At 44.3% G+C, this 24,740-nt stretch carries 31 protein-coding genes and 1 riboswitch; of the genes, 11 read left to right on the forward strand and 20 right to left on the reverse strand.

Annotated features, from left to right (window positions below; all coding sequences use genetic code 11):
• Window positions 1–9: 9 nt before the first annotated feature.
• The gene (gene abc-f / locus AC0L13_RS19010) at window positions 10–1,680 is read right to left on the reverse strand and encodes a ribosomal protection-like ABC-F family protein (protein ID WP_473642305.1); all 1,671 of its coding nucleotides are present in this window, start codon (window positions 1,678–1,680) and stop codon (window positions 10–12) included.
• A gap of 297 nt (window positions 1,681–1,977) precedes the next feature.
• A complete protein-coding gene (locus tag AC0L13_RS19015) occupies window positions 1,978–2,529 on the reverse strand; it encodes a histidine phosphatase family protein (RefSeq protein ID WP_473642306.1) in 552 nt (183 codons plus the stop codon).
• Window positions 2,530–2,656: 127 nt separating this feature from the next.
• Here AC0L13_RS19015 and AC0L13_RS19020 point away from each other — a divergent pair, with 127 nt between their 5' ends.
• The gene (locus AC0L13_RS19020) at window positions 2,657–2,848 is read left to right on the forward strand and encodes a gamma-type small acid-soluble spore protein (protein ID WP_473642307.1); all 192 of its coding nucleotides are present in this window, start codon (window positions 2,657–2,659) and stop codon (window positions 2,846–2,848) included.
• 31 nt (window positions 2,849–2,879) lie between these two features.
• On the opposite strand, the gene AC0L13_RS19025 is transcribed toward AC0L13_RS19020, so the two are convergent.
• The 4 genes from AC0L13_RS19025 to AC0L13_RS19040 all read right to left on the reverse strand — a co-directional run bounded on the left by AC0L13_RS19025 (window position 2,880) and on the right by AC0L13_RS19040 (window position 6,093).
• Complete coding sequence (locus AC0L13_RS19025) at window positions 2,880–3,845, reverse strand: alpha/beta hydrolase (RefSeq protein WP_473642308.1); 966 nt, start codon at window positions 3,843–3,845, stop codon at window positions 2,880–2,882.
• A gap of 204 nt (window positions 3,846–4,049) precedes the next feature.
• Window positions 4,050–4,199 (reverse strand): YfhE family protein, encoded by a 150-nt coding sequence (locus tag AC0L13_RS19030; protein WP_473642309.1) that lies wholly within the window; start codon window positions 4,197–4,199, stop codon window positions 4,050–4,052.
• Window positions 4,200–4,307: 108 nt separating this feature from the next.
• Window positions 4,308–5,576 (reverse strand): DUF4179 domain-containing protein, encoded by a 1,269-nt coding sequence (locus AC0L13_RS19035; protein WP_473642310.1) that lies wholly within the window; start codon window positions 5,574–5,576, stop codon window positions 4,308–4,310.
• On the reverse strand, window positions 5,563–6,093 hold the full coding sequence (locus AC0L13_RS19040) for a sigma-70 family RNA polymerase sigma factor (RefSeq protein ID WP_473642311.1): 531 nt from the start codon (window positions 6,091–6,093) through the stop codon (window positions 5,563–5,565). The genes AC0L13_RS19035 and AC0L13_RS19040 overlap by 14 nt, the downstream gene beginning before the upstream one ends.
• A 231-nt stretch (window positions 6,094–6,324) precedes the next feature.
• On the opposite strand from AC0L13_RS19040, the gene AC0L13_RS19045 reads away from it, so the two are divergent.
• The 4 genes from AC0L13_RS19045 (at window position 6,325) to AC0L13_RS19060 (ending at window position 9,107) form a co-directional block, all read left to right on the forward strand.
• On the forward strand, window positions 6,325–6,618 hold the full coding sequence (locus AC0L13_RS19045; RefSeq protein ID WP_473647130.1) for a PadR family transcriptional regulator: 294 nt from the start codon (window positions 6,325–6,327) through the stop codon (window positions 6,616–6,618).
• A complete protein-coding gene (locus AC0L13_RS19050; RefSeq protein ID WP_473642312.1) occupies window positions 6,615–7,715 on the forward strand; it encodes a DUF2812 domain-containing protein in 1,101 nt (366 codons plus the stop codon). The genes AC0L13_RS19045 and AC0L13_RS19050 overlap by 4 nt, the downstream gene beginning before the upstream one ends.
• 236 nt (window positions 7,716–7,951) lie before the next feature.
• The gene (gene pgeF / locus AC0L13_RS19055; RefSeq protein ID WP_473642313.1) at window positions 7,952–8,713 is read left to right on the forward strand and encodes a peptidoglycan editing factor PgeF; all 762 of its coding nucleotides are present in this window, start codon (window positions 7,952–7,954) and stop codon (window positions 8,711–8,713) included.
• A gap of 91 nt (window positions 8,714–8,804) precedes the next feature.
• Window positions 8,805–9,107 (forward strand): hypothetical protein, encoded by a 303-nt coding sequence (locus tag AC0L13_RS19060; RefSeq protein ID WP_473642314.1) that lies wholly within the window; start codon window positions 8,805–8,807, stop codon window positions 9,105–9,107.
• 52 nt (window positions 9,108–9,159) lie between these two features.
• Here AC0L13_RS19060 and AC0L13_RS19065 read toward each other — a convergent pair whose 3' ends face one another.
• From AC0L13_RS19065 to AC0L13_RS19085, 5 genes are all read right to left on the reverse strand, one after another.
• The gene (locus AC0L13_RS19065; RefSeq protein ID WP_473642315.1) at window positions 9,160–9,831 is read right to left on the reverse strand and encodes a GNAT family N-acetyltransferase; all 672 of its coding nucleotides are present in this window, start codon (window positions 9,829–9,831) and stop codon (window positions 9,160–9,162) included.
• 2 nt (window positions 9,832–9,833) lie between these two features.
• The gene (locus AC0L13_RS19070) at window positions 9,834–10,487 is read right to left on the reverse strand and encodes a GNAT family N-acetyltransferase (RefSeq protein ID WP_473647133.1); all 654 of its coding nucleotides are present in this window, start codon (window positions 10,485–10,487) and stop codon (window positions 9,834–9,836) included.
• A gap of 4 nt (window positions 10,488–10,491) precedes the next feature.
• Window positions 10,492–11,391, reverse strand: coding sequence for a carbon-nitrogen hydrolase family protein (locus AC0L13_RS19075; protein ID WP_473642316.1), 900 nt, complete (start codon window positions 11,389–11,391; stop codon window positions 10,492–10,494).
• Between the two features lie 270 nt (window positions 11,392–11,661).
• Window positions 11,662–11,817 (reverse strand): hypothetical protein, encoded by a 156-nt coding sequence (locus AC0L13_RS19080; RefSeq protein ID WP_473642317.1) that lies wholly within the window; start codon window positions 11,815–11,817, stop codon window positions 11,662–11,664.
• A 68-nt stretch (window positions 11,818–11,885) separates the two neighbouring features.
• Window positions 11,886–12,035 (reverse strand): hypothetical protein, encoded by a 150-nt coding sequence (locus AC0L13_RS19085; RefSeq protein WP_440498879.1) that lies wholly within the window; start codon window positions 12,033–12,035, stop codon window positions 11,886–11,888.
• A 130-nt stretch (window positions 12,036–12,165) separates the two neighbouring features.
• Here AC0L13_RS19085 and AC0L13_RS19090 point away from each other — a divergent pair, with 130 nt between their 5' ends.
• Window positions 12,166–13,071, forward strand: coding sequence for an NAD(P)/FAD-dependent oxidoreductase (locus AC0L13_RS19090; RefSeq protein ID WP_473642318.1), 906 nt, complete (start codon window positions 12,166–12,168; stop codon window positions 13,069–13,071).
• Window positions 13,072–13,153: 82 nt separating this feature from the next.
• Here the strand turns inward: AC0L13_RS19090 and AC0L13_RS19095 are convergent, their stop codons facing one another.
• The 3 genes from AC0L13_RS19095 to AC0L13_RS19105 form a co-directional block, all read right to left on the reverse strand.
• The gene (locus tag AC0L13_RS19095) at window positions 13,154–13,957 is read right to left on the reverse strand and encodes an N-acetylmuramoyl-L-alanine amidase (RefSeq protein ID WP_473642319.1); all 804 of its coding nucleotides are present in this window, start codon (window positions 13,955–13,957) and stop codon (window positions 13,154–13,156) included.
• Window positions 13,958–14,162: 205 nt separating this feature from the next.
• Window positions 14,163–14,363: a BhlA/UviB family holin-like peptide gene (locus AC0L13_RS19100; RefSeq protein WP_473642320.1), complete on the reverse strand. Its 201-nt coding sequence runs from the start codon at window positions 14,361–14,363 to the stop codon at window positions 14,163–14,165.
• A 242-nt stretch (window positions 14,364–14,605) separates the two neighbouring features.
• The gene (locus AC0L13_RS19105; RefSeq protein ID WP_473642321.1) at window positions 14,606–15,028 is read right to left on the reverse strand and encodes a helix-turn-helix transcriptional regulator; all 423 of its coding nucleotides are present in this window, start codon (window positions 15,026–15,028) and stop codon (window positions 14,606–14,608) included.
• Between the two features lie 170 nt (window positions 15,029–15,198).
• Here AC0L13_RS19105 and AC0L13_RS19110 point away from each other — a divergent pair, with 170 nt between their 5' ends.
• Entirely contained in the window at window positions 15,199–15,534 is a 336-nt protein-coding gene (locus tag AC0L13_RS19110) for a helix-turn-helix domain-containing protein (protein ID WP_473642322.1), read from the forward strand.
• A gap of 9 nt (window positions 15,535–15,543) precedes the next feature.
• A complete protein-coding gene (locus tag AC0L13_RS19115) occupies window positions 15,544–15,993 on the forward strand; it encodes an ImmA/IrrE family metallo-endopeptidase (RefSeq protein WP_473642323.1) in 450 nt (149 codons plus the stop codon).
• 92 nt (window positions 15,994–16,085) lie between these two features.
• On the opposite strand, the gene AC0L13_RS19120 is transcribed toward AC0L13_RS19115, so the two are convergent.
• From AC0L13_RS19120 to AC0L13_RS19140, 5 genes are all read right to left on the reverse strand, one after another.
• Window positions 16,086–17,396, reverse strand: a complete 1,311-nt coding sequence (locus tag AC0L13_RS19120) for a DUF4179 domain-containing protein (RefSeq protein WP_473642324.1) — start codon at window positions 17,394–17,396, stop codon at window positions 16,086–16,088.
• Window positions 17,389–17,907, reverse strand: a complete 519-nt coding sequence (locus tag AC0L13_RS19125; protein WP_473642325.1) for a sigma-70 family RNA polymerase sigma factor — start codon at window positions 17,905–17,907, stop codon at window positions 17,389–17,391. Before AC0L13_RS19125 ends, AC0L13_RS19120 begins: the two co-directional genes overlap by 8 nt.
• Window positions 17,908–18,022: 115 nt before the next feature.
• Window positions 18,023–19,690 (reverse strand): MutS-related protein, encoded by a 1,668-nt coding sequence (locus AC0L13_RS19130; protein ID WP_473642326.1) that lies wholly within the window; start codon window positions 19,688–19,690, stop codon window positions 18,023–18,025.
• A gap of 298 nt (window positions 19,691–19,988) precedes the next feature.
• On the reverse strand, window positions 19,989–21,449 hold the full coding sequence (locus tag AC0L13_RS19135) for a protein adenylyltransferase SelO (RefSeq protein WP_473642327.1): 1,461 nt from the start codon (window positions 21,447–21,449) through the stop codon (window positions 19,989–19,991).
• Window positions 21,450–21,497: 48 nt separating this feature from the next.
• Entirely contained in the window at window positions 21,498–21,878 is a 381-nt protein-coding gene (locus AC0L13_RS19140; protein WP_473642328.1) for a VOC family protein, read from the reverse strand.
• 208 nt (window positions 21,879–22,086) lie between these two features.
• On the opposite strand from AC0L13_RS19140, the gene AC0L13_RS19145 reads away from it, so the two are divergent.
• Window positions 22,087–22,323 (forward strand): YkuS family protein, encoded by a 237-nt coding sequence (locus AC0L13_RS19145; RefSeq protein ID WP_473647135.1) that lies wholly within the window; start codon window positions 22,087–22,089, stop codon window positions 22,321–22,323.
• Window positions 22,324–22,393: 70 nt separating this feature from the next.
• On the opposite strand, the gene AC0L13_RS19150 is transcribed toward AC0L13_RS19145, so the two are convergent.
• The gene (locus AC0L13_RS19150; protein WP_473642329.1) at window positions 22,394–22,585 is read right to left on the reverse strand and encodes a hypothetical protein; all 192 of its coding nucleotides are present in this window, start codon (window positions 22,583–22,585) and stop codon (window positions 22,394–22,396) included.
• 275 nt (window positions 22,586–22,860) lie between these two features.
• Here AC0L13_RS19150 and AC0L13_RS19155 point away from each other — a divergent pair, with 275 nt between their 5' ends.
• Both AC0L13_RS19155 and AC0L13_RS19160 read left to right on the forward strand, forming a co-directional pair.
• A complete protein-coding gene (locus tag AC0L13_RS19155; protein ID WP_473642330.1) occupies window positions 22,861–23,316 on the forward strand; it encodes a hypothetical protein in 456 nt (151 codons plus the stop codon).
• A 352-nt stretch (window positions 23,317–23,668) separates the two neighbouring features.
• Window positions 23,669–24,391 (forward strand): toast rack family protein, encoded by a 723-nt coding sequence (locus AC0L13_RS19160; protein ID WP_473642331.1) that lies wholly within the window; start codon window positions 23,669–23,671, stop codon window positions 24,389–24,391.
• A 160-nt stretch (window positions 24,392–24,551) separates the two neighbouring features.
• Window positions 24,552–24,730, forward strand: a riboswitch (Lysine riboswitch).
• The last annotated feature ends 10 nt before the right edge of the window (window positions 24,731–24,740 follow it).

Consider the following 24,740-nt stretch of genomic DNA (forward strand, 5'->3'; position numbering starts at 1 on the left):
GGGTTTGCATTATTTCAGCTCTCTCAATTTCCTGCTAAGCTCTTGAAATTTCTGATCCAATTTCGCGTATTCCCTGTCGCCGGGCTTCAGCATGCTTAATTTTCCTAAGACAGCCTGCAATTCGGTCTCTAGACGCAAGCGATCATCGATGGACGGTTCCTTCGGCGGAGCGGTCTTCTGCTCCTCCCATTCCTGCAGTGTCATCGGTAATTTTCGGATGCTTCCTTTTTCAAATACGAGCAAGCTATCCGCCATCCGCTCGGTGAAGTAACGGTCATGCGAGGCGAAGAGCAGCGTTCCGGGAAAAGTCGACAACGTCTTTTCGAGCTGTTCCCTCGATGGCAAATCCAAATGATTCGTCGGCTCATCCAATAGCAGCACATCCGTCCCTTCGAGTATGAACTGCATGAGCTTCACCTTTACCTTTTCGCCTTGGCTCAACTGCCCTAACGGCAACTGCCAATGCTTCTTGCCAAAACCGAGATTCGTCAACTGTGTCCGGATCATCCCTTGCTCTTGGAATGTATTTGCATGGAAATGGTCTGCAATCGTCACATCATCCGGCAAATCGAGCACAGCCTGGCTCATATAGCCGATCGACATGCCCTTCGTCAGCCATAGATCTCCTTCAAAATTCTCCTGCCCCATCATCATTCGGAAAAGCGTCGACTTCCCGCTTCCGTTCATACCGACAAGTGCAATCCGCTCACCCGCTTGAACGGTGAAGGACACATCTTTGAACAAATCATTGCTTCCAAACGCCTTTTGCACATCCTTCAATTCCATCACACGATGTCCTTTTTTCCGTTTCCCTTTCACATCGAATTCGACAGCCACTTCTTCCTCCGGCTTCTCAATCCTTTCCTTCTCAAGCTCCGCCTCCAACCGCGTCCGCTTCGAACGGATTTGAACATCCCTCTTTTTCGCCTTCATTCGCCAATATTCTTTTGCACCCATCGCACCGCCGCCCTTTTTCGTAGATTCCCGATGCGCTTTCTCGGACCAATCCGCAAGCTGTGCCATCTGCTCTTCCACTTTTGCAATCTTCCGTTGCTGTTGAATGAAATGCTGTTCTTGAATCGCTCGGTTCATCTCTTTTTTCTTCCAATACGCCGAGTAATTCCCCGTATACACCGTCAGCTTTCCATGTTCAATTTCAAAAACAAAATCTGCCGTCTGGTCAATGAAATGCCGATCATGAGATACAATTAAATATGTCGTTTTCTTGTCATTAATGATCCTCACTAATTCGTCCAAACTCTTCGTATCAAGATGGTTCGTCGGTTCATCCAGTAAAACAACAGCACTTTTCGAAGAGAGCGCAGCTGACAAGCGCATCTTCATTCGTTCTCCGCCACTGGCAGATGCATATTCAGCTTGCTCCGGGACATTCCATTTTGAGCGGTACAAAGATGTTTCCGACTGTTCCCAGTCAATGTTGCCTTCATCTTCTTGCTCCTGTTTGAAATACGTAATGCTTGGCTTCTTCCCGATCCATTCAATGGAGCCGTACGTCGGTTTTAATTCCCCCGCAAGCAATGACATAAATGTAGATTTCCCCGCTCCATTCGGACCAACAATCGCAATGCAAGCCCCTTCCCGAAGCTCCGCCGAAACGTGTTCCAAAATGACCGTATCTCCAATCGAGTACGTTAGATGATGAATATTTCCTAGTAACATAGTGATTCCTCCCCTGGTGGAGGGCATAAAAAAATCCCTCCGGATGATAACGGAAGGATCGGTAAACATTATCCAATTTTAAAAAACCTCAAAAAACCCCTATACATAGGGACGTGCGTGCGCCGTTTGAGGAAATGACATTAAAATGGACAGACCAATCCTGTTATCCGTAAGAATAAAACTTTTCTTTTTCCGGAACTCCAAGATTAGTTGTACATCGTCCACACGTCATTCCCTTCCTCTTCAGATGAATTTCATTATACTATAATTCCAAAATTCTTTCAACGACGGATTCACTCATTGCAAAGCTTCTTCCTTCCACATCCGTTCCACTTGTACGCTATCACTCGTAAGTCGGACACGATATACGTCCGGATTCGTCAATGCCTGCCATTCTTGAAAACCGATCTGCTCATCATAACATCTCAACAAAAGCGTCATCAGATTTCCATGTGTCACGAGTACAACCCTTGAATCGTCGGGCAGTTCTTCCACAACATTACAAACACGCTCCATCGCTTCGTGGGAAGATTCTCCGCCTTCATATTTCAAATGGACATCGAGGAACGTATCCTCCAATTTCAATAGCCAATCTTCAAATGCATGCGAACTCAACGTCCGCTCCGCCAATCGGCTATCCTCTTCAATGTGGATCTTTTTTTCGTCAGCAATCGCTTCTGCTGTCCTCCTGGCACGAACGAACGGACTTGAAATGACCCGTTCCACTGCCAACTCTGAAAAAAATCCCGCCAGCTTTTCGGCCTGCACAATGCCTTCTGCCGTCAAATCCGCATGCGGCGACTGTCCCTCTGCCGAGCAATGACGAACAATGTAAATTGTCTTATCCATTTCAACCACCTCCATTCTTGTTTTCCCTTGCTGAATTCAAAGAAAACATTAGCAACGTCATAACAAAATTCGACAAAAGAATAAAAAACCCTTTGTCAGGAATCCTAATGCAATGGAGGTGGAGACAATGAAGATTTCAAAAAAATTCACTGAAGCCGGAACTGATATCGAAGAAGTCAAACGACAAAATGCAAACTCGGGGCTAAGCTACAATGAAGTGAAGGAAGTTCTTGCCCGCACCGGCGGTATAGAAACTGCACAATATAGTGACACGGACCCTGCGAAAATCAGAAAAGCTAACAAGCCGACTGGTAAATGAAAAACCGGTTCCCATGACGGGGACCGGCTTTTCATTTCATATAATGGTCAAGGAAATGACCGACCTTCACTTTATAGGTTTCACCTGCAAGCGCAAACGCCTCTCCGTGGTTCGCGTTCGGAACGAGGAATATATCTGTATCACTTGAAGTGTTGCGTTCCAATTCTCCAGCCATTTCCGTAGGCACGAATGTATCATTCATCCCATGGATATAAAAGATCGGCACACTCGCTTTTCTCACTTGCTTCAAAGCGCTTGCCTCCCTGAATGAATAACCGGCACGGACTTTCGTCAATGCGCTCGTGCTATCCAATAAAGGGAATGCCGGAAGATGGAACATCCGGTTCATTTGGTAGGTGAACAATTGGTAGACGGATTGGTACGGACTATCCGCAATAATGGCATTCACTTGACGCGGAAGCTCCTTTTCACCGCTTGCCATTAACACTGTCGCAGCTCCCATCGATAAACCGTGGTATGCAATTTCCGTCTTAGGACCAAGCTTTTGCACTAATAGATTCGTCCAATCGATTAGATCAAACCGATCTGGCCAGCCGAATCCATAATAATCACCTTCGCTTTTTCCATGTCCTCGTGCATCCGGCATGAAGATGTTATAACCTAAATCATTATGATAATACTGTCCGAATAGCCCCATTTGCTTCGCATGACCTAAATAGCCATGCGTCAAAATGACGAGCTTGTTCGTCGGTTTGGAGGCAGGTAAATAGTAGCCCGTTAAATTAAGGCCATCCCTCGAAGTCAGATTGAGTGTTTCGAACTTCTGAGCGGCGACCCACTTTTTCCAGTCACCGTTCAAGTAAAGCTCCATCGTCTCATCCGCAACTTCCAAATCGGCATTTCCCTGCAAGTACTCTTTCGGGCCGCGCTTCACTGCCAGCTCATAGAAAAAGAAGCTGCCCGCGACCTGTATCACTAGGAAGACGGTTGAAAACAGAACCAATAACTTCTTCCAATTTATTTTTATTTTTCTCATTCCCTTTATAGTCTCTCAGCATTCAATATGCCTGCTCTTATTATATCGGATAATAAATTGAGATTATATATGTAAATGTTAGTTAATTTTTTTGTAGAAAATGTTTTTCAGTTTGACGATAATTCAAGTTGTTTTTTTCTAATCCCGGCACAAAAAAAGCCACGGCTGATTGCAGGGGGGATGCAATCAGTCGTGGCCATCTCATTATTGCTCTTTTTCACGTTTTTTATTCTCATCTTCTTTAGCAGCTTTGTCGGCACTTTTAAACTCTTTTGCATACAACACTTCTTGCGTCGAGCTTAAGCCATTATTTCTTTCAGTCAGTCTTTCATGAGGTTCCTTTTTCTGATTCATAGAAAAACGCTCCTTTCCGTCAATCTATAATCAGTTTTCCCGACCTGTCGAAAATTAACCGACTGATTTCAGAGAGCTGTATAACCGCCATCTATGACGATTCATTTCCTACTTCACAGGAATTTCAATCTCGTAATCAACCGGCTTCATATGATGCATTCCTTTAATTGTCATATATTCCGGTGGCGTCTCCGATGAAAATACCAATGTGCGCACCTTCAAAATCCTTCCGTTATAAAGTTTTTCAAAGTCTTGTCTCACAGTTGTTACAAGCGGGGATGAACTTCCTTGGCCTTCAATTGTTACACCGTCAAAAAGGACGTCATCGTCCGAAGCAATTGTAATTTCGACTCCATCTTCAGTTTCCAAGACATCCCTCACCCAAATATCCTCACCCTTGAGCAGGATAGGTTGTTCATTGATCTGGCTAAGCTGAATCTTCTCATCAACGATCGTATAGCCGACAAATTCCTTAACTACCAACTTTAACGTATCTAGGTCCTTTGGCAAAGCATCAAAACGCAATTCGAATTCAGAGCCGCGCAATGAGCTGCCACTGCCGCTGCCTAACAGATCAATAGCCTTTCCGTTCGCATGCAACTCCACTTTTTCATACGGAAGATGAATTCGATCAAAATTTTCCACATCCATTGTTCCTTTGATGATGGTTACTGTAGGTGTAGCTGTGAGTGATTTGAATGTGATTATTCCTTTGTCGACTTTCACCGTTTCCTTGATCTTTTGTCTAATTTCGGTTTGCATCGCTTTATTCGGATCATAAGGAAATGAAATACTTCCTGTCATCCATTTTCCGTTCATTGCTCGTTTTTCATATTCCAATGTTAATTTTTTCGCAAATGGGCTAACCGGAGCAAAAGACATTTCTCCTTTTATTTCAGAAGCATTCTCATTGATGATGGACGTTCCGCTTCCCCTATGCGAATTTGTTAAAAAACCAGTAATCCTTGGCAGCTGAATATCTTCAATTTCATCGAGATTCGAAAGTGTGTAATAAAGAATCAACTGATTCGCATCTGTCATAATGCCGTCTACAGTAAACTCAGTTCCGTCCTCAAGTACAACACTCTCCCCTATTGTCTGCCCCAGACCTTCTTCATTTAAATTAGCAAGCGTGCCACTCATCAATTCATCGAACCCCATTATTTTCTTTCCATAATAGGCAAACCCATTATAGTTAAAACCGACAACAGATAAGAATAAGAGTGCAATGACAGCCATTGGCCAAATAGGCTTCCGTTTCTTTTTACGAGGGACAGTGTCCAGCGCCTGCCTAAGTCGCCCTTCCAATTCCACTGGCGCGGTTATTTTATTTAAACGCTCCTGCTCCTCAACCAATCGTTTCTCAATATCTTTCATGGGATTCACCCCTGTAAGCTTCTCTTATTTTTTTCAATCCTTGAAAAACTCTTGACTTCACCGTTCCGACCGAAACATTCGTCAGTGCGGCAATCGTCTCGTAATCCAAATCGTGAAAGTACTTCAACTGGATTGCCTCTTTCTGATATTCATTCACAAACGTGAGCATTTCTTGGATTTCCATTTGCTGTTCACTTTGGAAATAAGGATTATGACCCGACTCCTCAGGTTCCCATTCATCCAACAATACAATTTTTTGTCGCTTCTTCAGCATCTGCTTGCAGCTATTTACAAGAATGGTTTTGCTCCAGCTGTAAAACGCTACATCCTTCTGTAGCTGGTGAATATTCATATACAAACTGACAATCATCTCTTCCATCGCGTCCATCGCATCATTTTCATTTCCCATATATGTTAGGGCAAGACGATAATAGTCGTCCCGCTGATCCATGATCAGTTGAAGCAATGCCTCTTTGCTCCCCTTTTTTGCTTTCTTCACTAACCGAACGACCTTCACGACCTCACCTCTCCCCTATAAGAGTCATCATACCGTGAAAAAGTTCATTTCTAATGGAAAATAAAAAATACGTTTAAATTGCCTTCGAAAATGATTCTGCGATCGCTTTTGTCGAAATTGAAATAATAGCTGTTGCATGTATATGTCGCACCGTGATATAGTCGAGCCATGACATATTGATGTGAAAGTTGGAGAAATTACGTGGAGAAGTTAATAAAGAAATATGTACCCATGACAGAAACTGCCTTTTACATACTGCTATCTCTTACTGAACCTCGCCATGGATATGGGATTATTAAGCGTGTCGAGGAATTGACGGAAGGCCGACTTCGACTTGGTTCCGGTACCATTTACGGCACATTGACTAAAATGCAAAAGGATTCAATGATAACTGTTTTTGCGGATGAAAAACGGAAAACAATTTACGAAGTAACCGCTAGCGGAAAGCTAGTCATGCAAGCTGAAATGGAACGGCTAAAGGAATTGCACGCAAATGTATTGCGATTTGAGGGGGACTTCTTATGAAAAGAACTCGTTTGTTTTGGAGTTATCGAATCGACCAAACCGAACAATGGCTATCACAAATGGCGAGGGACGGCTATCATCTAACTAGCATCAATCCGTTGTTACGGGTGTTTTCATTCCAGGAAGGACCGAGTACCGCAGCTACATATGCCATGCAATATGAGAAAAGCGATATGACTTCTGGGCTGCTCGCGTCAGGGTGGGAAGTTGCAACCACCTCAGGAAAATGGAGGATTTTGAAGAACGAAACACGGGATATCACTTCCAGACCAATGCGCGATGCTATCCTAAAACGAACTCGATTGCATGCATATGTCTTTTTGACGCTCACAACGCTTTGGCTTTCGCTCCAATTACCTTTCTTTTTCATTTGGGGGATTGCCAGCAGCGTGTCGACAGGGAAATTACTCATAATGCCAATATTAATTCCCCTTCTTATTTTCTTGTTTTTGGCTTCTCTTACGATATTCATATTTCGAGCCTATCGTAAATTTGAGGTTAGAGAGATGGGTGCGAAGATTGAAAAGATGAGCAATGGACGCAAGGTACGTAAAATGCGGCCCGGATGGATGTACCAGCCATTGCAAACAAAGGAATGGCTCGAAAGATTGGCGAAAGAGGGACTTGAACTCGAATCCGTCACGGCAGCAGTTTTTACATTTCGGGAGACGAAAGCTCAACTCATCAGCTATGAAGTGAATTTTGAGCCGAAAGTGAATACTGACTTTTATTCTTTCCATCAAGAAATCGGGTGGAAACTAAAATTCACATCAAATATTACATGGCTCAATTATTCCATTTGGGCAATGCCGTATGAGAAAGGTGAAGAAGCCCCTGCATTCAGCTATGATCCGAAGGAAAAAGTGCGCTATGTAAGAAGGGCGTTCGCCATGAATGTAAGCATGGGAGCCTTCATCCTGCTCGTCAGCTTTCAATCACTCTACGTAAACATTATGGTAGTGCATGATCCTTTTCTTGAATGGTCCTTTAGAGGCTTCATACGCTTCTTTTTAGCGCTTAGTATCCTTGTATGGATTGTGTTCTTTACGAAAATCATTGCGGGCTATCGTAGGGAAGTGAAAATGCTGCGGCTATAACTAGTTTGCTGTCATTTAAAACGGAGTGTGGATAAAGCATATACACGCAGTAGAAAAGTCATGTTTTGGTGATAAGTTTACTTATTCAATAGATAACTTTCCGGATTCGATAGATACTTTCATCTATTCAACAGATAACTGATTGTTTTCATTGAAAAAATAAAACTTAATCGAAAACGGAACAGTTGTCATGGTTGTCCATAGTGTAATCGAGTATAGTAAGAACAGGTGATGATATGAAAACAAAAATATATATTGACAATGATACATTCGTTGCAGGGACGACATTGCGGGATGAAAGTTTGCCCGAGCATAATAATATGGCGTTTCACGCATGTGAGAAGCCCGAAAACGTCCTCGTAAATCGAAAACGATTGGCGGGCACCCTGCAATGCGAGCTGGAGAGTTTCGTCAGCGCCAGCCAAACACATAGCGCGAATTTTCATAAGGTGACCCTTGCCGACAAAGGACGCGGCGCTGAAGTAGGGGCGACTGCGATTCCGAATACTGATGCTCTTTACACCGTTGAACCGAATGTGTTGCTCTGCAGCTTCACAGCCGATTGTGTTCCAGTCATTTTTTGGAATGAAACAAACGATCTCATCGGCGTCATTCATTCGGGCTGGCAAGGAACCGTCAAGGAAATCACGTTGAAGGTCTTTGAGCATTTGAAAGATGTTGAGGGATGTAAGCCTGGTGATTTCCATGTGCAAATCGGGATGGCGTTAAGTCAAGAAAAGTTCGAAGTCGACGAGGATGTATATGTAAAGTTCAAGGCTCTCGGCTATGCGGATGAATTCATGTATTTCAATGAAACAACGAATAAATACCATATCGACAACCAGAAAACAGTGATGAAGCAATTGGAACTCGCGGGTGTCCCAGAAAATCGGATTACGATCGATCGGACATGCACCTATGTTAGTCCGGATGGTTTCTCGTACCGTCAAGATAAGAAAGCGGGACGACATTTGAGTTTTGTAATGATGAAGGGTTAAATCTGGTAAGCGATCCTTTGGGGGCGCGACGACTCGCTTTGGACGCAGGACACCTCACTTTGGACGCGCGACACCTTACTTTGGACGCGGGATGACTCGCTTTGGACGCGCGACGACTCACTTTGGACGCACGACACCTCGCTTTGGACGCGCGACGATTCGCTTTGGACGCGGGACACCTCACTTTGGACGCGGGACACCTCACTTTGGACGCGCGATGACTCGCTTTGGACGTGCGACGACTCACTTTGGACGCGCGACGACTCGCTTTGGACGCGCGACGACTCGTTTTGGACGCGCGACGACTCGCTTTGGACGCGCGGTGACTCGCTTTGGACGTGCGATGACTCACTTTGGACGCGGGAGGCGTTCGTGCCTATATAATAAAAATTGACTGCCGTAGAAAGTCCGTTATCAACGGCTTTCCTAGGCAGTCTATTTCGTTTTTATAACGGTCGCAATGCAACTGTCTCTTTTTGTTCCAATGCATCTACCATATCGAGCCATTGCTGTGGTTTATTCGGCAAGACTGAATAGTAATCCTTTAAAAAATCAACGACCAGACTAGAGGGAATCTCCGTCACTTGCTCATCTGTCGGCATGAAGCAGAAATCGAGGCCTTCCACTGCTTCCCCATCGTTTTTCCACGACGGATGTACATATGTGAAATCAAGGCGCTTATAGCCGAGATGGGAGAGCACTTCCCTCCGGACGTACGGATTCATCGCCATCACGCCACCGAAAGCGAAATCTTCGCGTTCATATGGATCGTAGATTTCAGCGAACATGCCGAACAATGTCTTGCCATTTTCTTGCGCCAGCCTCTGTAGATCCTCTTCGCGCTTTTTCGCCAAGAAACGACCGATGCCGAGCCCCGACTGCCCGATGATCGTGAAATCGGTCATCGCAATATTCCAGACTGGATAATAACGGTATTCAGTTGCACCGACGACTTCCCCTTCATGAACCGCAACAAAAACGCGGATGCTCGGGTCTTCGAGCGGTTCTTTCCATAAGTCGAACTCCAAAACTTCTTCTGGCGGAAAAATCTCCCCTAATAATGTGTGCATTTTTGCAAATAGCGGATCTTCAATATTGTTTACGCGAATAAATTCCATCTCTATTTCCCCCTATTGAACGGATTCTTCCATTCCATTAATAACGCATAGTTATGCGACTCTTCATCTTCCAAATAGTTTTCGATCAACGTGACAGGCATACGGCCGCAGCGAAGCAAAAACGAAATGACGGGATCCTTTAATGTCCCTTTAACAACTTCATCGACATATTGCTGCGCGGTCAATTCCCCTGCGACCTTTCCGAAGCCAGGCATGCGACCCCCGCCAAGGACCCGTTCCACATCAAGCTTGACCGCGAGCTGATAAACCGCCTGCAACATCCACTTGCCAAGCCCCGCTTTCCGGAACTCAGGGCTAATACAGATATCCACGATATAAAGTGTATTCCCGTACGCGTTATGATTGCGAATAAACCCGCCATCCGTCACATCTTCCCAAGTATGCTTAGGTTCATCGGGATTAAAATTCACAAGCAGCGTCGTGATGGAACCGATGATCCGACCGTTGTATTCAACACAGATGGCCCCTTCCGGAAACAGGCTTACATGGTTCTCCAACTGTTCCCGACTCCACCATAGGTCTTCCGGAAAAGGTGGCGGAAAGCATTCCGCCTGCAATGCGATCATGGCATCGAAATCCGCATGTGTATAATTGCGGATGACAACAGGAATGAAGCTCCCATTATGGGAGACCATCACCTCACTGCGATATGCCACTGCTCTCACTCCCGACCGGGCTAGTAGTACCCCAATCCGTGTACAGATCGGTTCTGCGATCACGCCAAGTGGTCACTGAACCTTTCTCACGCACTTCGTATAACAGGCTCAAATCGAGGTCCGCCGTAACGAGCATGTCGTGATTCAGCTCGCCTTCCGCTGCCAACCCTTTCGGTGGGAATGGAATGTCGTTCGGTGTAATGATTGCGGCTTGCCCGAAGTTCGCGCGCATGAAATCGACAGTGTTTAAGGAACCGACCGTCCCCGTCAACACGACATATACTTGGTTTTCAATCGCTCGCGCGTGGCTCGTATACCGGACGCGATGAAACCCGTGACGGTCGTCCGTGCAAGATGGACAGAAAATGACATCCGCTCCCGCCGCCTTCACCATCCGGACGATTTCGGGGAATTCGATGTCATAGCACGTCAAAATGGCGATCCTGCCTTTTTCCGTGTCGAACACTTTCAGCTCGTCGCCTGCTGCCATATTCCAGCCTTCTATTTCGAAAGGGGTTATGTGCAACTTCGCTTGCTCCTCCACTGTGCCATCCGGGAAGAAAAGATGAGCGACATTATAAAGGCGCCCCTCACGCTGGACAACATGAGTGCCGCCGATAATATGCATGCTCGTTTCTTTAGCTAACGATGTGAACAATTCGATGTATTGATTCGTAAAGCCTGGCAGCGCCTCAATCGATAGCGCTTTTCCGTTTTCATCACCAATGGAAAGCAACTGCGTCGTGAAGAATTCCGGAAATAAAACAAACTCCGCCCCGTATTCCTGGGCATTGCGGATATAGTGCTCACATTGCGCCGCAAACTCCTCGAAAGAGCTGATTGCATGCAGATGGTATTGCACAGCAGAAACGCGAAGTTTCATTGACCTAACCCCCTATTATGTGTAGTTAGCAACATCATAATACACGGGGAGGGTAAAGTCATTCATTATTTTTCGAGGTGGATGTCGTCAATTCGTTAGGCATAAGGTCGCAAGATGAGCATAATTTGCAAAGATTGCGCCATAACTTCCACGAACTCGCGCATAACTTGCCGAGATTGCACCAAAACCACCCTAAACTCGAGCATAACTCGCAAAGTTTGCGACAAATGAAAAGGATGCCCACAAAATCCTCGGGCATCCTTTAGAAATCTATTCCTTCTGCTGTCTTTTCATCTCATTACGCGCTTCTTGTTTGATCGACTCTAACTGCTCCTCCGCTTTTCTTGCCGCATCGTTCGCCAGTCCCGCAGAGTCTTTCGGAAGCCCATTTGGCTTTTCGTCTTTATCGCCAGCATAGCTTTTCATGATGATAATCACTCCTTCAGTTGATACATATAGTATTCCCAAAAAAGCGTCCATCATAAACCTTTGGATCATCTCGTCAACGCGTAATACAAAACATACAGCCATCCAAGGATTCCATGAAAAATAGCCCAAAGTATTGATTTATGCACACTCCAAGAAATGACGACAGCTAAACAAGATCCGAGGCCAATGCCTCGCTCTACCATCCTTTTTTCCACCCCATCCCTCCATAGTTCAGTATAGGTTCGCCAACCTTCTTTCATGAAATGAAATTTTGTCGTTCGTTGTGCAGGAAGCTTATTTTCATTCTGTCAGGGTAAACTTGCACTAAAAAGGATGAATCATTCCATGATGTATGACTGTATCATTATCGGCGGTGGACCAGCTGGACTAAATGCCGCCCTTGTACTTGGAAGAGCGAGAAGAAGGGTGTTGCTGTTCGATGATAACCAAGCCCGAAATCGTGTGACGCGCGAGGCCCATGGGTTCATTACCCGTGACGGCATCTTGCCAGATGAGTTTCGGCGCCTTGCTCGCAGTGATATCGCCCGCTATCCATCTGTAGAAATCAAAAGCGAAAAGGTTGCTTCTATTAAAAAGCAAGATAAAATACATTTTGAACTGGAAACAGCGGAAGGCAACAGCTTTCAAACGATAAAAATCATTTTGGCGACAGGGTTGAAGGACGAACAGCCGAATATCCCGAACATCGAAAAATTCTACGGTACAAGCCTGTTCAGCTGCCCATATTGTGACGGTTGGGAGCTACGTGATAAACCGCTCGCCGTCATTGCGGATAAAAACGTATACAAACTTGCGAAAGAAGTTTTTGTATGGAGCAAGGATTTGGCAGTGTTCACGAATGGCGAAGGGCGGCTTGAGGCGGATGAATGTAATAAATTGATCGAGAAAGGTATCAAAGTTTACGAAGATAACATCGCTGCACTGGAAGGTGAAAACGGGCAGCTGAAAGGTGTCTGTCTTGAAGATGGAACTCTCATTGACCGCTCTGGCGGATTCGTTACGCCTCTATGGAGTCATAGCAATCAATTCGCGGAAGAGCTCGGCTGTGAGCTGAATGAATACGGCGGCATCCAAACTGACGAATACGGCAGGACAAATGTGTGGAATGTATATGCTGCAGGGGACGCCGCTCATATCGTCCCTGCCCAGCTTGTCATTGCTGCGGGATCCGGAAGTGCAGCCGCGATTGGAGTGAACGGTGATTTGACGAATGAATATTTTGGTGATTGATTCCAATATGTAAAAACGCCTGTGCATGAATCGATTGCACAGGCGTTTGTCTGTTTTGGATTTATAAAAATCCACTTTCCCGTTACAGATTAACGACAATGATAAACGCATCAAAACCTGCGGCTTTCAAATCAGCCACTTGCTTGTCCGCATTTGACTTGTCCGCAAATGAACCGGTGATAACTCTGTAATAAGTTGTACCATTCAGGACGAAGATGTCAATGAAGCTGTCAAATCCTTTTGCCCTGAGTGCAGCAATTTGCTGATCCGCATTAGCTCTCGTCGTAAAGGAACCGGTGACGACGCGGTATAACACATTGCCTGTCGGTGGCGGATTGCTTGTTTTTTGCAGACCAAGTGCCTTGGCTAGTCCATTCACATGACCTCTCGCTGCCTTGTCAAGCCATGCAGATGTTTTCATTTTTGCAGCATCAGTCGCATTGTCGATAAACCCGTTCTCCGTCAACATCGCATGCATATTGCTTTCACGCAATACATGGAAGTTTTCTTTCTTCTTCCCACGATTCGGCATATCAATCAATTTCACGATTTCCGCGTGAATCGTATTTCGCAATTGGGCGGTCGTCGAAGAATCCGACAGCGCATTATGGATATAGTCCTCATATCCTGTTCCACCGCCAGCGTTAATATGGATGCTCAAATAGTAGGCGGCTCCCCAAGCATTTGCATCATTCGTTCGCTGGGCCAAGCTGACTGTTTGATCGCCTGTCCGGCTCATTCGCACCGTCGCATTAGAATATTCATTCACGAGAATATTTTTGACACGCGTTGCGATTGCGAGCGTTACATCTTTCTCCTTCAAACCATTTGCAGAAGCTCCCGGGTCTGTTCCACCATGTCCTGGATCGATATAAATTTTAACCATTTTTCATCTTCCTCTCGTTTTTTAGTTTTTTATTCCGTGACTATACGATTCCGCCGTTTTTGATCATCTACATGACAACCACCTCCTTTCGATGTCGTATTCTTCCGGTATCACCTCCTTTCCGTTCGGCGTTGGTGAGTTTTGCTTCGTTTTGATCACTTCGGGACTTCCAAACCATCCGCTTCGCCAATAAAAAAAGCGATGCCTATTTCTTTGGCAATCGCTCTTTCACTTCTCGTATTTCTTCTACAATGACGTCGTATTTTTCCGACATCGTTTCTAATAATTTCTGATAACTCTTCTCCCTAGATTCACTACTTTTCACTTGATACCAAAAAAGCCATACAAACAGGACGGCAAACGGGCCCTGTGTCAAAAAATAACCTAGCAGCTCTTTAATAGCCATGCCAATCCTCCTTTTTTCAGGAAAATAAAAAGAACGCCCATTGGACGCCCCTTTGAAATTCCTCTTATTGTGTTACATGTGGCCGATTTACTTGGCCTGCACTCATTGTAACCTGGAAAAATTCCTCTCGTCATTTCTACGACATTTGCCGCACATGCGACATTTGCGACAAGTTATGTTGCGCCTGACCAATTTCCTTGGCCTGCACCCAGTGTAACCCAAAAGAATTTCACTCGTCATTTCTACGACATTTGCGGCACGTCCGACATTTGCGACATCTTATCAATAATGGAATCTTTCATCCTCCCGATTTGGCGATCCGACACTTGCATATGCCGGCCAATCCACCTCAAACTCTTCCCTTCCAGCAACCAGTGCAGCACTTCGATTTCACGGTCCTCCGTGATAAGCGGAATACGCTCCTGCACAAGATGGATTTTCCGTTCATACTCGTACACTTTTTTCATTCGCCTTTCCCTTCTGTTGAATTCCCTATGGATCGGATCGCTCGGGCGACCGCCACTCGCTTTTGGCATTGCCGCATCCAATCCGTAGCGCGCTGTCATCCCTTCGCTGACTTCATTCATTCCTTCCCGAATGACTTTGACACTGTTGATCATCCAATGGTAATCCTTCAATAATTGCTCCATTTCCTCCTTCATCATGACAATCACCCCTTATTTTCGTTTCACTAGTGAAACTATATGTCGCTAATGAAACTTATTAGTCAATACTTTATCATGGGAATGTTTCATTTACAACTACTTTGAATATAATAAGTTGTCACAAGAGAAACTATAGGATATAATGTCCATAACGAACAGGGGGTTGCATGATGTCTTCTATAGGCCATGAAATTAAAAGGATTCGGACTGAAAACAAATTGTCCCAAGAGGAGTTTGCAGAGCGGATCAATCAAAAGATAGGTCTCTCGATTACGAAAGGGATGGTATCGAAGTGGGAATCTGATTCGATCGAACCTAAAACAAGGATGATCAAAGCGATTGCGGAAACGTTCCACGTATCATTGGATCAGATGCTCGGCTTGAATATGCCCGAAAAGCCGTCAACGGTTGAAACGATCGCTGCCCATATCGACGATGATTTAACGGAAGAAGAACTGGCGGAAATAAAAAAATATATCCAATTCATCAAGTCACAACGAAAGTGAGGTGGTTCTATGACCTATGAATCCCTGATTGCCCAATACCCCCACTTGGTCATCAAGGAAGTCAAAACGCTTCCATCTGGGCTCGCGGGCCTTTATATGGACAATGTCGTACTTATTGATAAAAATAGGAGCCATTACGAAAAACATTGTATTTTGGCGGAGGAAATCGGTCATTACGAAACAACGTACGGTGATATTACCGATCTTCAGAAACTGACGAATTTGAAGCTGGAACTCGCTGCAAGGAGATGGGGATATGAAAAAATCGTATCGTTGGATAAATTGATCGAATGCTATGAATCAGGCTTTAAAACCGTTGAGGAAGTGTGCACGCATCTTGAGGTAACGGAGGATTATTTGATGGCTTCCATTGTTCATTACCACTCCCGTTTCGGCGTTTCGACGAGCTATAAAGGGTATGAAATTTTCTTCGATCCCTTATATTTGCGGAAGCAGTAATTTTTTTTGGAGATGGTACGAACATACGTTTGTTTCCAGTGGGTGAAAAAGACCAAATCCATTATGGTTTGGTCTTCTTCCTGCCGAACACCTTATTGTTTCAGTTCTATTTTTACATTACCGGTAATGTAGTTCGGATAATGCGTCAATTCAAAGGATAGTGGGTTCGTATAATGGGTCGCTCCAAACATCATATCCCAATGCCGCGTCCCTTCTTCCACATACATCCCTGTTGATGAAATACGGACCTCTTTGCCTTTCGCATCTTTGCCTGTAGAAATTATGTCATAGGTGTGCATAGGATTCCCGTCCCTGTCCGACATAACAAGATGCAATCCCGACTGCCTAGCCTCTAAGATCTGCAACCTATCGTCTTTTGGACCGTCGATGATCTCGCCTTTCACCGTATCGACAACCAACACCGCTTCATCTTTATCCACCGCCTGCATTTTATTGATGCGCAAGTAGAGCTTTTCAGGTTGCTCAAAGTAATTGCTTTGCAGAAAATAGGTTTCGCTGCCCCTCGCCGACACGCCGTTCATGATAGATCCCCACACTTCGCCATTTTCATCCTCCAATCGCATATCTTCAAATTGAAGGATTTTTTTCGTATTTGCTTCATCAAAATCAACTTTTACGGCTACACGTAAAGGATAAATGGTAATTTCCTCAATCGTTAATTTTTGTGATTCAATCTCGGCTTCTTCGTTCAAAACGAAGGTCTTCCCAGGCTTTACGTTCTCCCGTAATTCGAATGGCAATGAAAACGAAATATCTTCCCCTTGGAATGAAACATCCATATCCAGTGTGAATAATAATTTCTTGAATTTTATGGGACTTTGAAAGTGGTACGTAACTTGATTAGCTACTTCCTTAGGGTTATCATCAACATCTATACCTCCATAAGAAATGCCGCCTGGCGGAATCCCCTCTTCATGCTTTAAATCAACTGTTCTCATAGAAAGTGACTTCAACTTATCTTTTGATTGGAGTGTGTAATATATATTAATCCCCGTTTCATCCAAAATGGCACCGTCTATCGTCAACGTCAGCCCATTTTTCGTTTGAACCGTATCGACTTTCTGGTAATAGTCATTTTTAAAAATACCTTCCAATCCTTTATCAAACTGTAGCAAATCCACGAACTTCTCCATGCCTGGAATTGACGCAACCGCATTGGCAAATGCCGGAGACACACGGATGGATGTGACAAATGTGAAGAATAGAAGCGCGGCTACAGCTAATGACCAAATCTTGTTACGCTTTTTCCGGGCTTTCACCTTATCACGTCTTGCTCGGTCAAAGCCTCGGCGAATTGCTTCATCTGCATCGTCTAAGGGGAGATGGATTTCATCCAACTGATCTTTCATTTCCAATAGTTTTCTTTCTTCCTTCTCAAACATGATCGATTCCTCCTTTGTCCCCGAAGTGGCTTCGCAATGATCGCAATATGTTATGCAGCCTCGATTTGACCGTGCCTTCCGGTATACTCGATAGTTCCGCGATTTCCTTTATTTTCACATCTTGAAAGTATTTTAGATAAATCAATTGCTGTTCGTCTGGTTTCAATTTGGCCAGCGCTTCAGCCAATTCTAATCGGTATTCGTCTTTCCTCCCAATTGTTTCGTCCACTTCTGCAGTTATGACATACCGTTTTCCTCGCTTTAACTGATCTTGGCAATAGTTCATCATAATGCGGATAAGCCAAGTCTTCACATACGCCGGTTCTCTGACTGTATGAATCTTTTTATACGCCCGATATGTTATTTCTTGAAGTGCTTCCAACGCATCCGCCTCATTTTTCAAGAATGCAATCGCTGTTCGAAGGAGAGCTTCTTTATGGAGTTGCATGAGCGCTAGAAAGGCCTCATCGTCCCCACGTATCGCTTTTTCACTTATCTCTTTCCCGTCCATTTCCAACACCTCATTCCCCTTCTTACACATTAGACTGCGTAAACTTGAAAAGGTTCAAAAATTATGTAAAAAATTGCCCGGAGGAAATCCCCGGGCGTAATAGATCGTAATACCTTCAATTCATCAGCACTTCCCACTCGCGTTCATTCATGAAATCCTCGGCTAATCGGTTTGCTTGATCGGTGATTTCCTCCGGGTAGACTAACACTTCCAGAAGCTTTATCGCATTTCTTGAGGTAGACGGGCCCGAACGGATTTTATAGTCAAAATGAATATCGCCATCTTTGAATGTCTCTGTGAAATGATAATTTTCATAGGTACGCTTCATCATTTCGGTCAATTCAATATCATGTGAAGCTGTAATATTGATCCCTTTGCTTTGTGAAAGCCATTCCATTATAGCTGCGGAAGCGGCGATCCGTTCTATAGTGTTTGTCCCTTTCAGAAGTTCATCAATTACAGAAATGCATGGTTTCCCTTCTTCAAGAAACTTGATAATCCGCTTCAACGATTTAATTTCAGCAATGAAGTAACTGTCCCCTTGCAGCACATTGTCCTGCACAGCCATTGACGTTGCAACAAAGCTTGGTTTCATTGACCACTCTTCCGCCAGTGCAGTGTGAATCGTTTGCGCCAAAATGGCATTGATGGCGACCGCCTTGCTGTACGTCGATTTTCCGGACGCGTTCGATCCGGTAATAAGCGTACATTTTCCTAACCGGGAACTATTAGTAACCGGATCATCAAGTAATGGATGCGCCATGTTGGTGAAGGAGATTTCCTCCGAATCGGTAAAACTCGGCGTGCAGTAGGAAGTGAGCGTGTGACGATAAAAAGCGACCGCCACCGCGGCATCCAGCTTCCCGATCACTTGCCAAACTTCCTGATAATTTTCTTTATGCTTCGTTACAGCGTCAATAATCTTGCTATAGGAAATAAAATCGATGAGGAATAAAATGCGGATATACTCGAGAATGACATCGAATTCACCGCTTCCTTTATTACCGATCGAAACAAAATTAGTAAGAAACAAAATCCTTTTGAGCGGTTTCAAATTAGCTTTCAGCCGATTCGTGTATTCGGAAATTGATGCGTATTGCATTGTCGACAGCTTCTTCCCCGTATTGATAATGCTCGCGGCATAAGTAACCGAATGCAACCCGTATTCCAATGCGTTTTTATTGCGGTAATATGTAAATGCATTCACGAGAAATGAAAGAAATAGACAAAGGAGGCCCCATTTCAATTGGAAGAACAATAAGATGATCGAAGCAACCGGCATGAGTGCCAGAAAGAGAAAAACATTAGGGTTTTTAAGTGCTTTGTTGGATTTGCCATAGAAACACGAAGAGGAATTCGTATAGTCCCGTTTACCAAGCTTCGACAACGTAAGTAGGATTTCCTCACGGAGTTCTTGATTGTTATCCAATGCTATGTACAGTTTTTCATCTTCCTCGACATGATCAAGGGAAAGTTTGATATCCCTTAGTTGATTTATTAAATACTCAGATCCGACGCTCGTTTGTGTATAGTTTATCTTTTGGAAAACTTGGTCCATCGATAGGTCATGCCATGTGAGCAAATCGACACCATCATAGTTGGATGTGTTGTTCTTTTTATTCTCCCAGTACGAGGACACGGAGTCCGAAGCTTCGCGTTGCCTACTAAACAATCCGGTTTCCCATTCTCGCTGAAATTGCTTCCGCAACTTTCTGTTCTTCGTCAGTAAATGCATAGTGACCAGGATTGCGATTGCTGAAAAGATTAGAATTATATATGACAAATGATCACCCCCATTTGATTGCTTATTCTATATACGGAAGAAAATGGTTTTAGTTTCGTTAAAAAAGACCAAATCGCTTATGGATTTGGCCTTTTTTGGAGTTAATGAGCGTATTCCTGTAGGTTATGAGCTCCGGTTTATGAGCATTTGTACAAATTTATGAGCGCTCGGCTCCGATTTATGAGCACTTATTCGAATTTATGAGCGCACGCTCCGATTTATGAGCACTTATTCGGATTTATGAGCGCACGCTCCGATTTATGAGCACTTATACGGATTTATAAGTACTTAGCCGCCATCATGTCCCGCAGAATGTTCTGTATGGCGTAGTCGCAGCGGATGGTGCGACATATTTTTCTTGTTCAGCCGTGTACGCATAAGGGTTTTCAAGTGCATTCAGCAGTTTTCCCATTACGCCAAAGTCTCCCTCGATTGCTGCATCCAACGCTTCCTCTACACGGTGGTTGCGTGGGATGATGGATGGATTACTTTTTCGCATCAGTTGATTCACTTCTGCTTCAGACTTCTGCTGTCTTTCAAGCCGCACCTTCCAGCGTTCGTGCCACTCGTTAAACTTCGGTGTCTTGCACATCGGCAGTAAATCCAGATCATCCAATGTCAATGCACGGAACGTATTCGTATAATCCGCTTGATTGTCTTTCATTACATTCAACAGGTCCTTCACGAGCTTTATATCCTGCTCTTCTTCATTGAACAAGCCGAGCTTCCTTCTCATGCCTGTCAGCCAATGCCCGTGATAGAGCTTCGCAAATCCCGATAGTGTTTGTTGCGCGATATCGATCGCTTTTTCTGAGTCTTCATCGAAGAGCGGTAAGAGCGTTTCTGCAAAACGTGCAAGATTCCATTCGGCGATTCCGGGTTGATTGCCATAAGCATAGCGCCCTTCACGATCAATGGAGCTGAAGACGGTCGCTGGGTCATATGTGTCCATGAAGGCGCATGGTCCATAGTCGATTGTTTCACCGCTGATCGCCATATTATCCGTATTCATGACACCGTGAATGAAGCCGGCCAACTGCCACTTTGCCACTAACGAAGCTTGCTTTTCCATCACTTTTTCAAGCAAGGATACATAAGGATTTGAGTCACTTGCTACTTCCGGATAATGCCTTTCGATCGTATAGTCAGCCAACGTCCGTAAATCTTCGACGACTTGGCGTGCGGCCGCATATTGGAACGTGCCGACACGGATATGGCTTGCCGCAACACGTGTCAAAACAGCTCCTTCGAGCGTCTCTTCACGATAAACCGGCGCTCCCGTTACAACGACTGAAAGACTTCGCGTCGTCGGGATTCCGAGCGCATGCATCGCTTCACTCATAATGAATTCACGAAGCATCGGACCAAGCGCAGCGCGTCCATCGCCGCCACGGGAAAAGGGCGTCCTGCCAGAACCTTTCAGCTGAATATCGACTCGCTTTCCTTCAGGTGTTATCTGTTCGCCAAGAAGCACAGCTCGTCCATCTCCGAGCATCGTAAAGTGTCCAAATTGGTGACCTGCATAAGCTTGTGCGATTGGTGCAGCGCCTTCAGGAATCTTATTTCCCGCGAGGATATCTATTCCTTCTTTGCCTTGCAATAATTCTGCCTTCAATCCGAGCGATTCCGCCAGTGGATGATTGAATACAACCAATTCTGGTGAAGGAGCTTCCTCCGGATTGGTTTCTGCGAAAAACGGCTCCGGCAGCCGAGTGTAACTGTTATCGAAATGCCATCCGAACTCTTTGTTCTCTGTCATCGTTTTCAACTCCTATTTCTAAGTTGTCCGATTCATAATCAAGTGCGATTATTTCTGTTCTAAGACCGCAAAATAATTATCTTCATTGTCAGCAAAGTTGAACACTCTGCCTGTAGGCATTGTGACCAGTTCCCCAACTTTCACTTGTTTGCTTTGTAGGTCCTCATAGAGTGAATCGAGGTTTTGCGTGAATAATAGTAGCGAAGGAGGTTGAAGATTCAACTCCGGCTGCATTTTTGCGATAAGCTCTTTATTATGCAGAACGATACTTGTTTCCGCCTCCGAAGTCGGAGCAATTTCGATCCATCTCATTCCTTGACCATTATCCTGCTCGGAAATTACGACAAAACCAACTTTCTCGGTCCAAAACGCTTTTGCCTCATCTTGATTGTTCACATACAACATAATTTGTCCGATTTTATGAATCATTTTCAGTTCCTCCCTTTCCATATCTTGTATTCCGATAATGCTACTTCTAATCTTACAGCAGTATCCGGGTAATCGCACAGCTCAACCATCCACGAATTGTCAGCCCTTCGATTAACCGAGATTTGCACACCTTTCACTCATAAATCCATCAATTCAGGGAACCGTATTGTAGAACTTTGGATATGAATGAAAGGAGGAAACGAAATTGGTGAAAATTGCTGTTGAACAGCCGTATGAAGACGTCATGAATGCACTAGTAGCAAAAGGCTATGAAGCAAAGATGTTTACAACTGACGAAGATGTGACCGGCTATGACATCGGGATCGTGCGGGCACTCAATGAAGGGAACACGCATGAATTCAATTTCCCTGTCATCACGATGAAGGGCATGTCGATTGATGATGTTGTCCAGGCAGTTGAAGAAAAAGCAAGTCTCCTCCAATAAGCATCCCCGAAACAGAATCTACAATACAACCCGCCAATCGACTTAATGATTGGCGGGCTGCATTGATCACTCAAGCATGATAATAATATGTCTGACGCCTGCGTGAAGCTTCCAGCTGTTCCGCTCTGTATCTACGTTGAAAAGCGCGGAGCTCATCTAATTGGCCATTCAGGCGAGGGTCCTGCGACATCATTTCTTCTAACTCCGAAGGACCGAGTTTCCCCTTCACCTTCTTTATTTCATCTTCAAAAAATAATGACATGTCCATACCTCCTCCCCTTTGATTGACAAGGGAAGTGCGCGGTTTGGATTCACGATCCCCCCGTCTCCATAGAGTACGTCGATTTACAGACAGGACAAGAGGTAAGTGTACAGTTTTTATGATTTTTAATAAATAACATAGTTTCAAAGCACTAAATAATACAGAACAAACGTTCCTGTTTGCATGGACTTTCTTTTACATTTACTGTATACTATAAACAACAGACTAAACACGAATACGTAGACACCAGACGATAAGGAAAGGAGGATAAAGAGATGGAGGAAAGGATTCTTCAATTGCTTGAAGGATTAAAGTCGGAGATAGGTAGTTTAAACGCCAAGGTCGACAATATTGAATCGGAAATGGGTGATCTTAAATCCGATGTAGGCAGCTTGAGATCAGAAATGGGCGACCTAAAGTCCGATGTAGGCAGCTTGAAATCGGAAATGGGCGACATAAAATCCGATGTAGGCAGCTTGAAATCGGAAATGGGCGACCTAAAATCCGATGTAGGCAGCTTGAAATCGGAAATGGGCGACCTAAAATCCGATGTAGGCAGCTTGAGATCAGAAATGCACAGCCGGTTTGATCGAGTCGATGATCTTTTAGAAGGAATTGGTGGTCAATTTGAGCACCAAACTAGCCAGCGCATCGCCGAAGGACAAGCTGTCTCAAAGGAACTCATGAGCATTAAATCACGAATCTTTGACTTGGAATCTAAAACTATGTAAATAGGATTTATGTATATGTAAAACAGAACCTAAGGCAGCCGCTGTAGGTTCTGTTTTTTCATGAATGATTAGGACTCCATTAAAACTGTAATGATGATGCCCAGTGCAATTCCAACAAAGACAGTGGCTGAATATAGTAACACCCGCCTCATTCCCTCATCCTTCCGTCACTCTTTTTACCAATATATTAACGAGCGGGACAAAACATGTTAGAAACAGAGCAACCGACACCCATGCGCAAGATGCATTTCCCCTCAGCCTTGAGACGTATGTGAAAATCAAACATACGACTGGTAAGTTATTCAATTGAATAAGGTAGAATAGAATAAAATGGGATAGAAGGAGAAATGATATGAATAAATTTCTATGGACCACGCTAATAACGATCTTTTTAGTCATCTTTGGCATCTATGGGTATAACAAATGGTTTGCGAAGGCTAGCGGCAATGACATTTCGATTGAAAAAGACAATGCTGATGCTTTAGATGTAAGCATTGACTTTGGAGTTGGCGACCTGTACATCCAGGGCGGTTCCTCGGAGTGGGTCAGCGGTGAGTTTACTTATAACCACAAAAGACTGGAACCAAAAGTATCTTATAAGAAACGGAAGGACATTGGCTTCGTAGATATTAAGCAAGGCTCAAAACCAATCTTCGGCTTTACCAAACGTAATTTGAAAAACGAATGGGACCTACAGCTGACTAACGATGTCCCTATAGATTTGGAAGTGGACATGGGCGTTTCAAGCTCCACATTGGACTTACAAGGCATTCAACTAAACAGCCTTTCCATCGATAGCGGAGTTGGCGAATCCGTCATCGATCTAAGCGGCAAATGGAACAAAGGCTTCCGGGCTGATTTTGACTTGGGAGTTGGCGACGTAACGATCATCCTTCCGAAACAGACCGGCGTTAGAGTAAATGTTTCAAAAGGGATTGGAAGAGTTGATTTGAAAGACTTCACTAAACAAAACGATGGTATATATGTCAATGACGCCTATTCAGGGGCAGACACTATCATAGACATTTCCCTCGACATCGGCGTAGGCGATGTAAAAATTAAGACGGCAGAATGAGTTGAGTCTACTACTGGCACCTCAAAATATAGTAAATAGGCATTGATAGTATACTTGGGATATCATAAATTCACATTATTTTCACGTTTCACTTGCAATTTTGCACGATTCGTTGTAAAGTGATAGTTAATTTAACAATATCTTATTTCGCAAGTTTTGAAGTAAGGATAGAGGCGCAAAGACCATCAGTACACAATCAGAGGATAATGAGATCCTTTGAAGATTGTGGAAAGGGGAATTTGCCGAAGTGGAGAGACTCTCATTTATCTCGAAGCTGGTTCTGGGTTGAATAAGTCCAGGATTGTCATATAGGAAACTATATGGAGGGCTATCTTATGCAAAGAAATAA

This window comes from Sporosarcina sp. QA0331 (assembly GCF_055808055.1).

Bases quoted from the DNA above. Each gene is read 5' to 3' on its own strand.
- abc-f (WP_473642305.1), bottom strand. From the start codon at position 1,680: ATGTTACTAGGAAATATTCATCATCTAACGTACTCGATTGGAGATACG.
- AC0L13_RS19015 (WP_473642306.1), bottom strand. From the start codon at position 2,529: ATGGATAAGACAATTTACATTGTTCGTCATTGCTCGGCAGAGGGACAG.
- AC0L13_RS19020 (WP_473642307.1), top strand. From the start codon at position 2,657: ATGAAGATTTCAAAAAAATTCACTGAAGCCGGAACTGATATCGAAGAA.
- AC0L13_RS19025 (WP_473642308.1), bottom strand. From the start codon at position 3,845: ATGAGAAAAATAAAAATAAATTGGAAGAAGTTATTGGTTCTGTTTTCA.
- AC0L13_RS19030 (WP_473642309.1), bottom strand. From the start codon at position 4,199: ATGAATCAGAAAAAGGAACCTCATGAAAGACTGACTGAAAGAAATAAT.
- AC0L13_RS19035 (WP_473642310.1), bottom strand. From the start codon at position 5,576: ATGAAAGATATTGAGAAACGATTGGTTGAGGAGCAGGAGCGTTTAAAT.
- AC0L13_RS19045 (WP_473647130.1), top strand. From the start codon at position 6,325: ATGACAGAAACTGCCTTTTACATACTGCTATCTCTTACTGAACCTCGC.
- AC0L13_RS19050 (WP_473642312.1), top strand. From the start codon at position 6,615: ATGAAAAGAACTCGTTTGTTTTGGAGTTATCGAATCGACCAAACCGAA.
- pgeF (WP_473642313.1), top strand. From the start codon at position 7,952: ATGAAAACAAAAATATATATTGACAATGATACATTCGTTGCAGGGACG.
- AC0L13_RS19060 (WP_473642314.1), top strand. From the start codon at position 8,805: ATGACTCGCTTTGGACGCGCGACGACTCACTTTGGACGCACGACACCT.
- AC0L13_RS19065 (WP_473642315.1), bottom strand. From the start codon at position 9,831: ATGGAATTTATTCGCGTAAACAATATTGAAGATCCGCTATTTGCAAAA.
- AC0L13_RS19070 (WP_473647133.1), bottom strand. From the start codon at position 10,487: ATGGTCTCCCATAATGGGAGCTTCATTCCTGTTGTCATCCGCAATTAT.
- AC0L13_RS19075 (WP_473642316.1), bottom strand. From the start codon at position 11,391: ATGAAACTTCGCGTTTCTGCTGTGCAATACCATCTGCATGCAATCAGC.
- AC0L13_RS19080 (WP_473642317.1), bottom strand. From the start codon at position 11,817: ATGAAAAGCTATGCTGGCGATAAAGACGAAAAGCCAAATGGGCTTCCG.
- AC0L13_RS19090 (WP_473642318.1), top strand. From the start codon at position 12,166: ATGATGTATGACTGTATCATTATCGGCGGTGGACCAGCTGGACTAAAT.
- AC0L13_RS19095 (WP_473642319.1), bottom strand. From the start codon at position 13,957: ATGGTTAAAATTTATATCGATCCAGGACATGGTGGAACAGACCCGGGA.
- AC0L13_RS19100 (WP_473642320.1), bottom strand. From the start codon at position 14,363: ATGGCTATTAAAGAGCTGCTAGGTTATTTTTTGACACAGGGCCCGTTT.
- AC0L13_RS19105 (WP_473642321.1), bottom strand. From the start codon at position 15,028: ATGATGAAGGAGGAAATGGAGCAATTATTGAAGGATTACCATTGGATG.
- AC0L13_RS19110 (WP_473642322.1), top strand. From the start codon at position 15,199: ATGTCTTCTATAGGCCATGAAATTAAAAGGATTCGGACTGAAAACAAA.
- AC0L13_RS19115 (WP_473642323.1), top strand. From the start codon at position 15,544: ATGACCTATGAATCCCTGATTGCCCAATACCCCCACTTGGTCATCAAG.
- AC0L13_RS19120 (WP_473642324.1), bottom strand. From the start codon at position 17,396: ATGTTTGAGAAGGAAGAAAGAAAACTATTGGAAATGAAAGATCAGTTG.
- AC0L13_RS19125 (WP_473642325.1), bottom strand. From the start codon at position 17,907: ATGGACGGGAAAGAGATAAGTGAAAAAGCGATACGTGGGGACGATGAG.
- AC0L13_RS19135 (WP_473642327.1), bottom strand. From the start codon at position 21,449: ATGACAGAGAACAAAGAGTTCGGATGGCATTTCGATAACAGTTACACT.
- AC0L13_RS19140 (WP_473642328.1), bottom strand. From the start codon at position 21,878: ATGATTCATAAAATCGGACAAATTATGTTGTATGTGAACAATCAAGAT.
- AC0L13_RS19150 (WP_473642329.1), bottom strand. From the start codon at position 22,585: ATGTCATTATTTTTTGAAGATGAAATAAAGAAGGTGAAGGGGAAACTC.
- AC0L13_RS19155 (WP_473642330.1), top strand. From the start codon at position 22,861: ATGGAGGAAAGGATTCTTCAATTGCTTGAAGGATTAAAGTCGGAGATA.
- AC0L13_RS19160 (WP_473642331.1), top strand. From the start codon at position 23,669: ATGAATAAATTTCTATGGACCACGCTAATAACGATCTTTTTAGTCATC.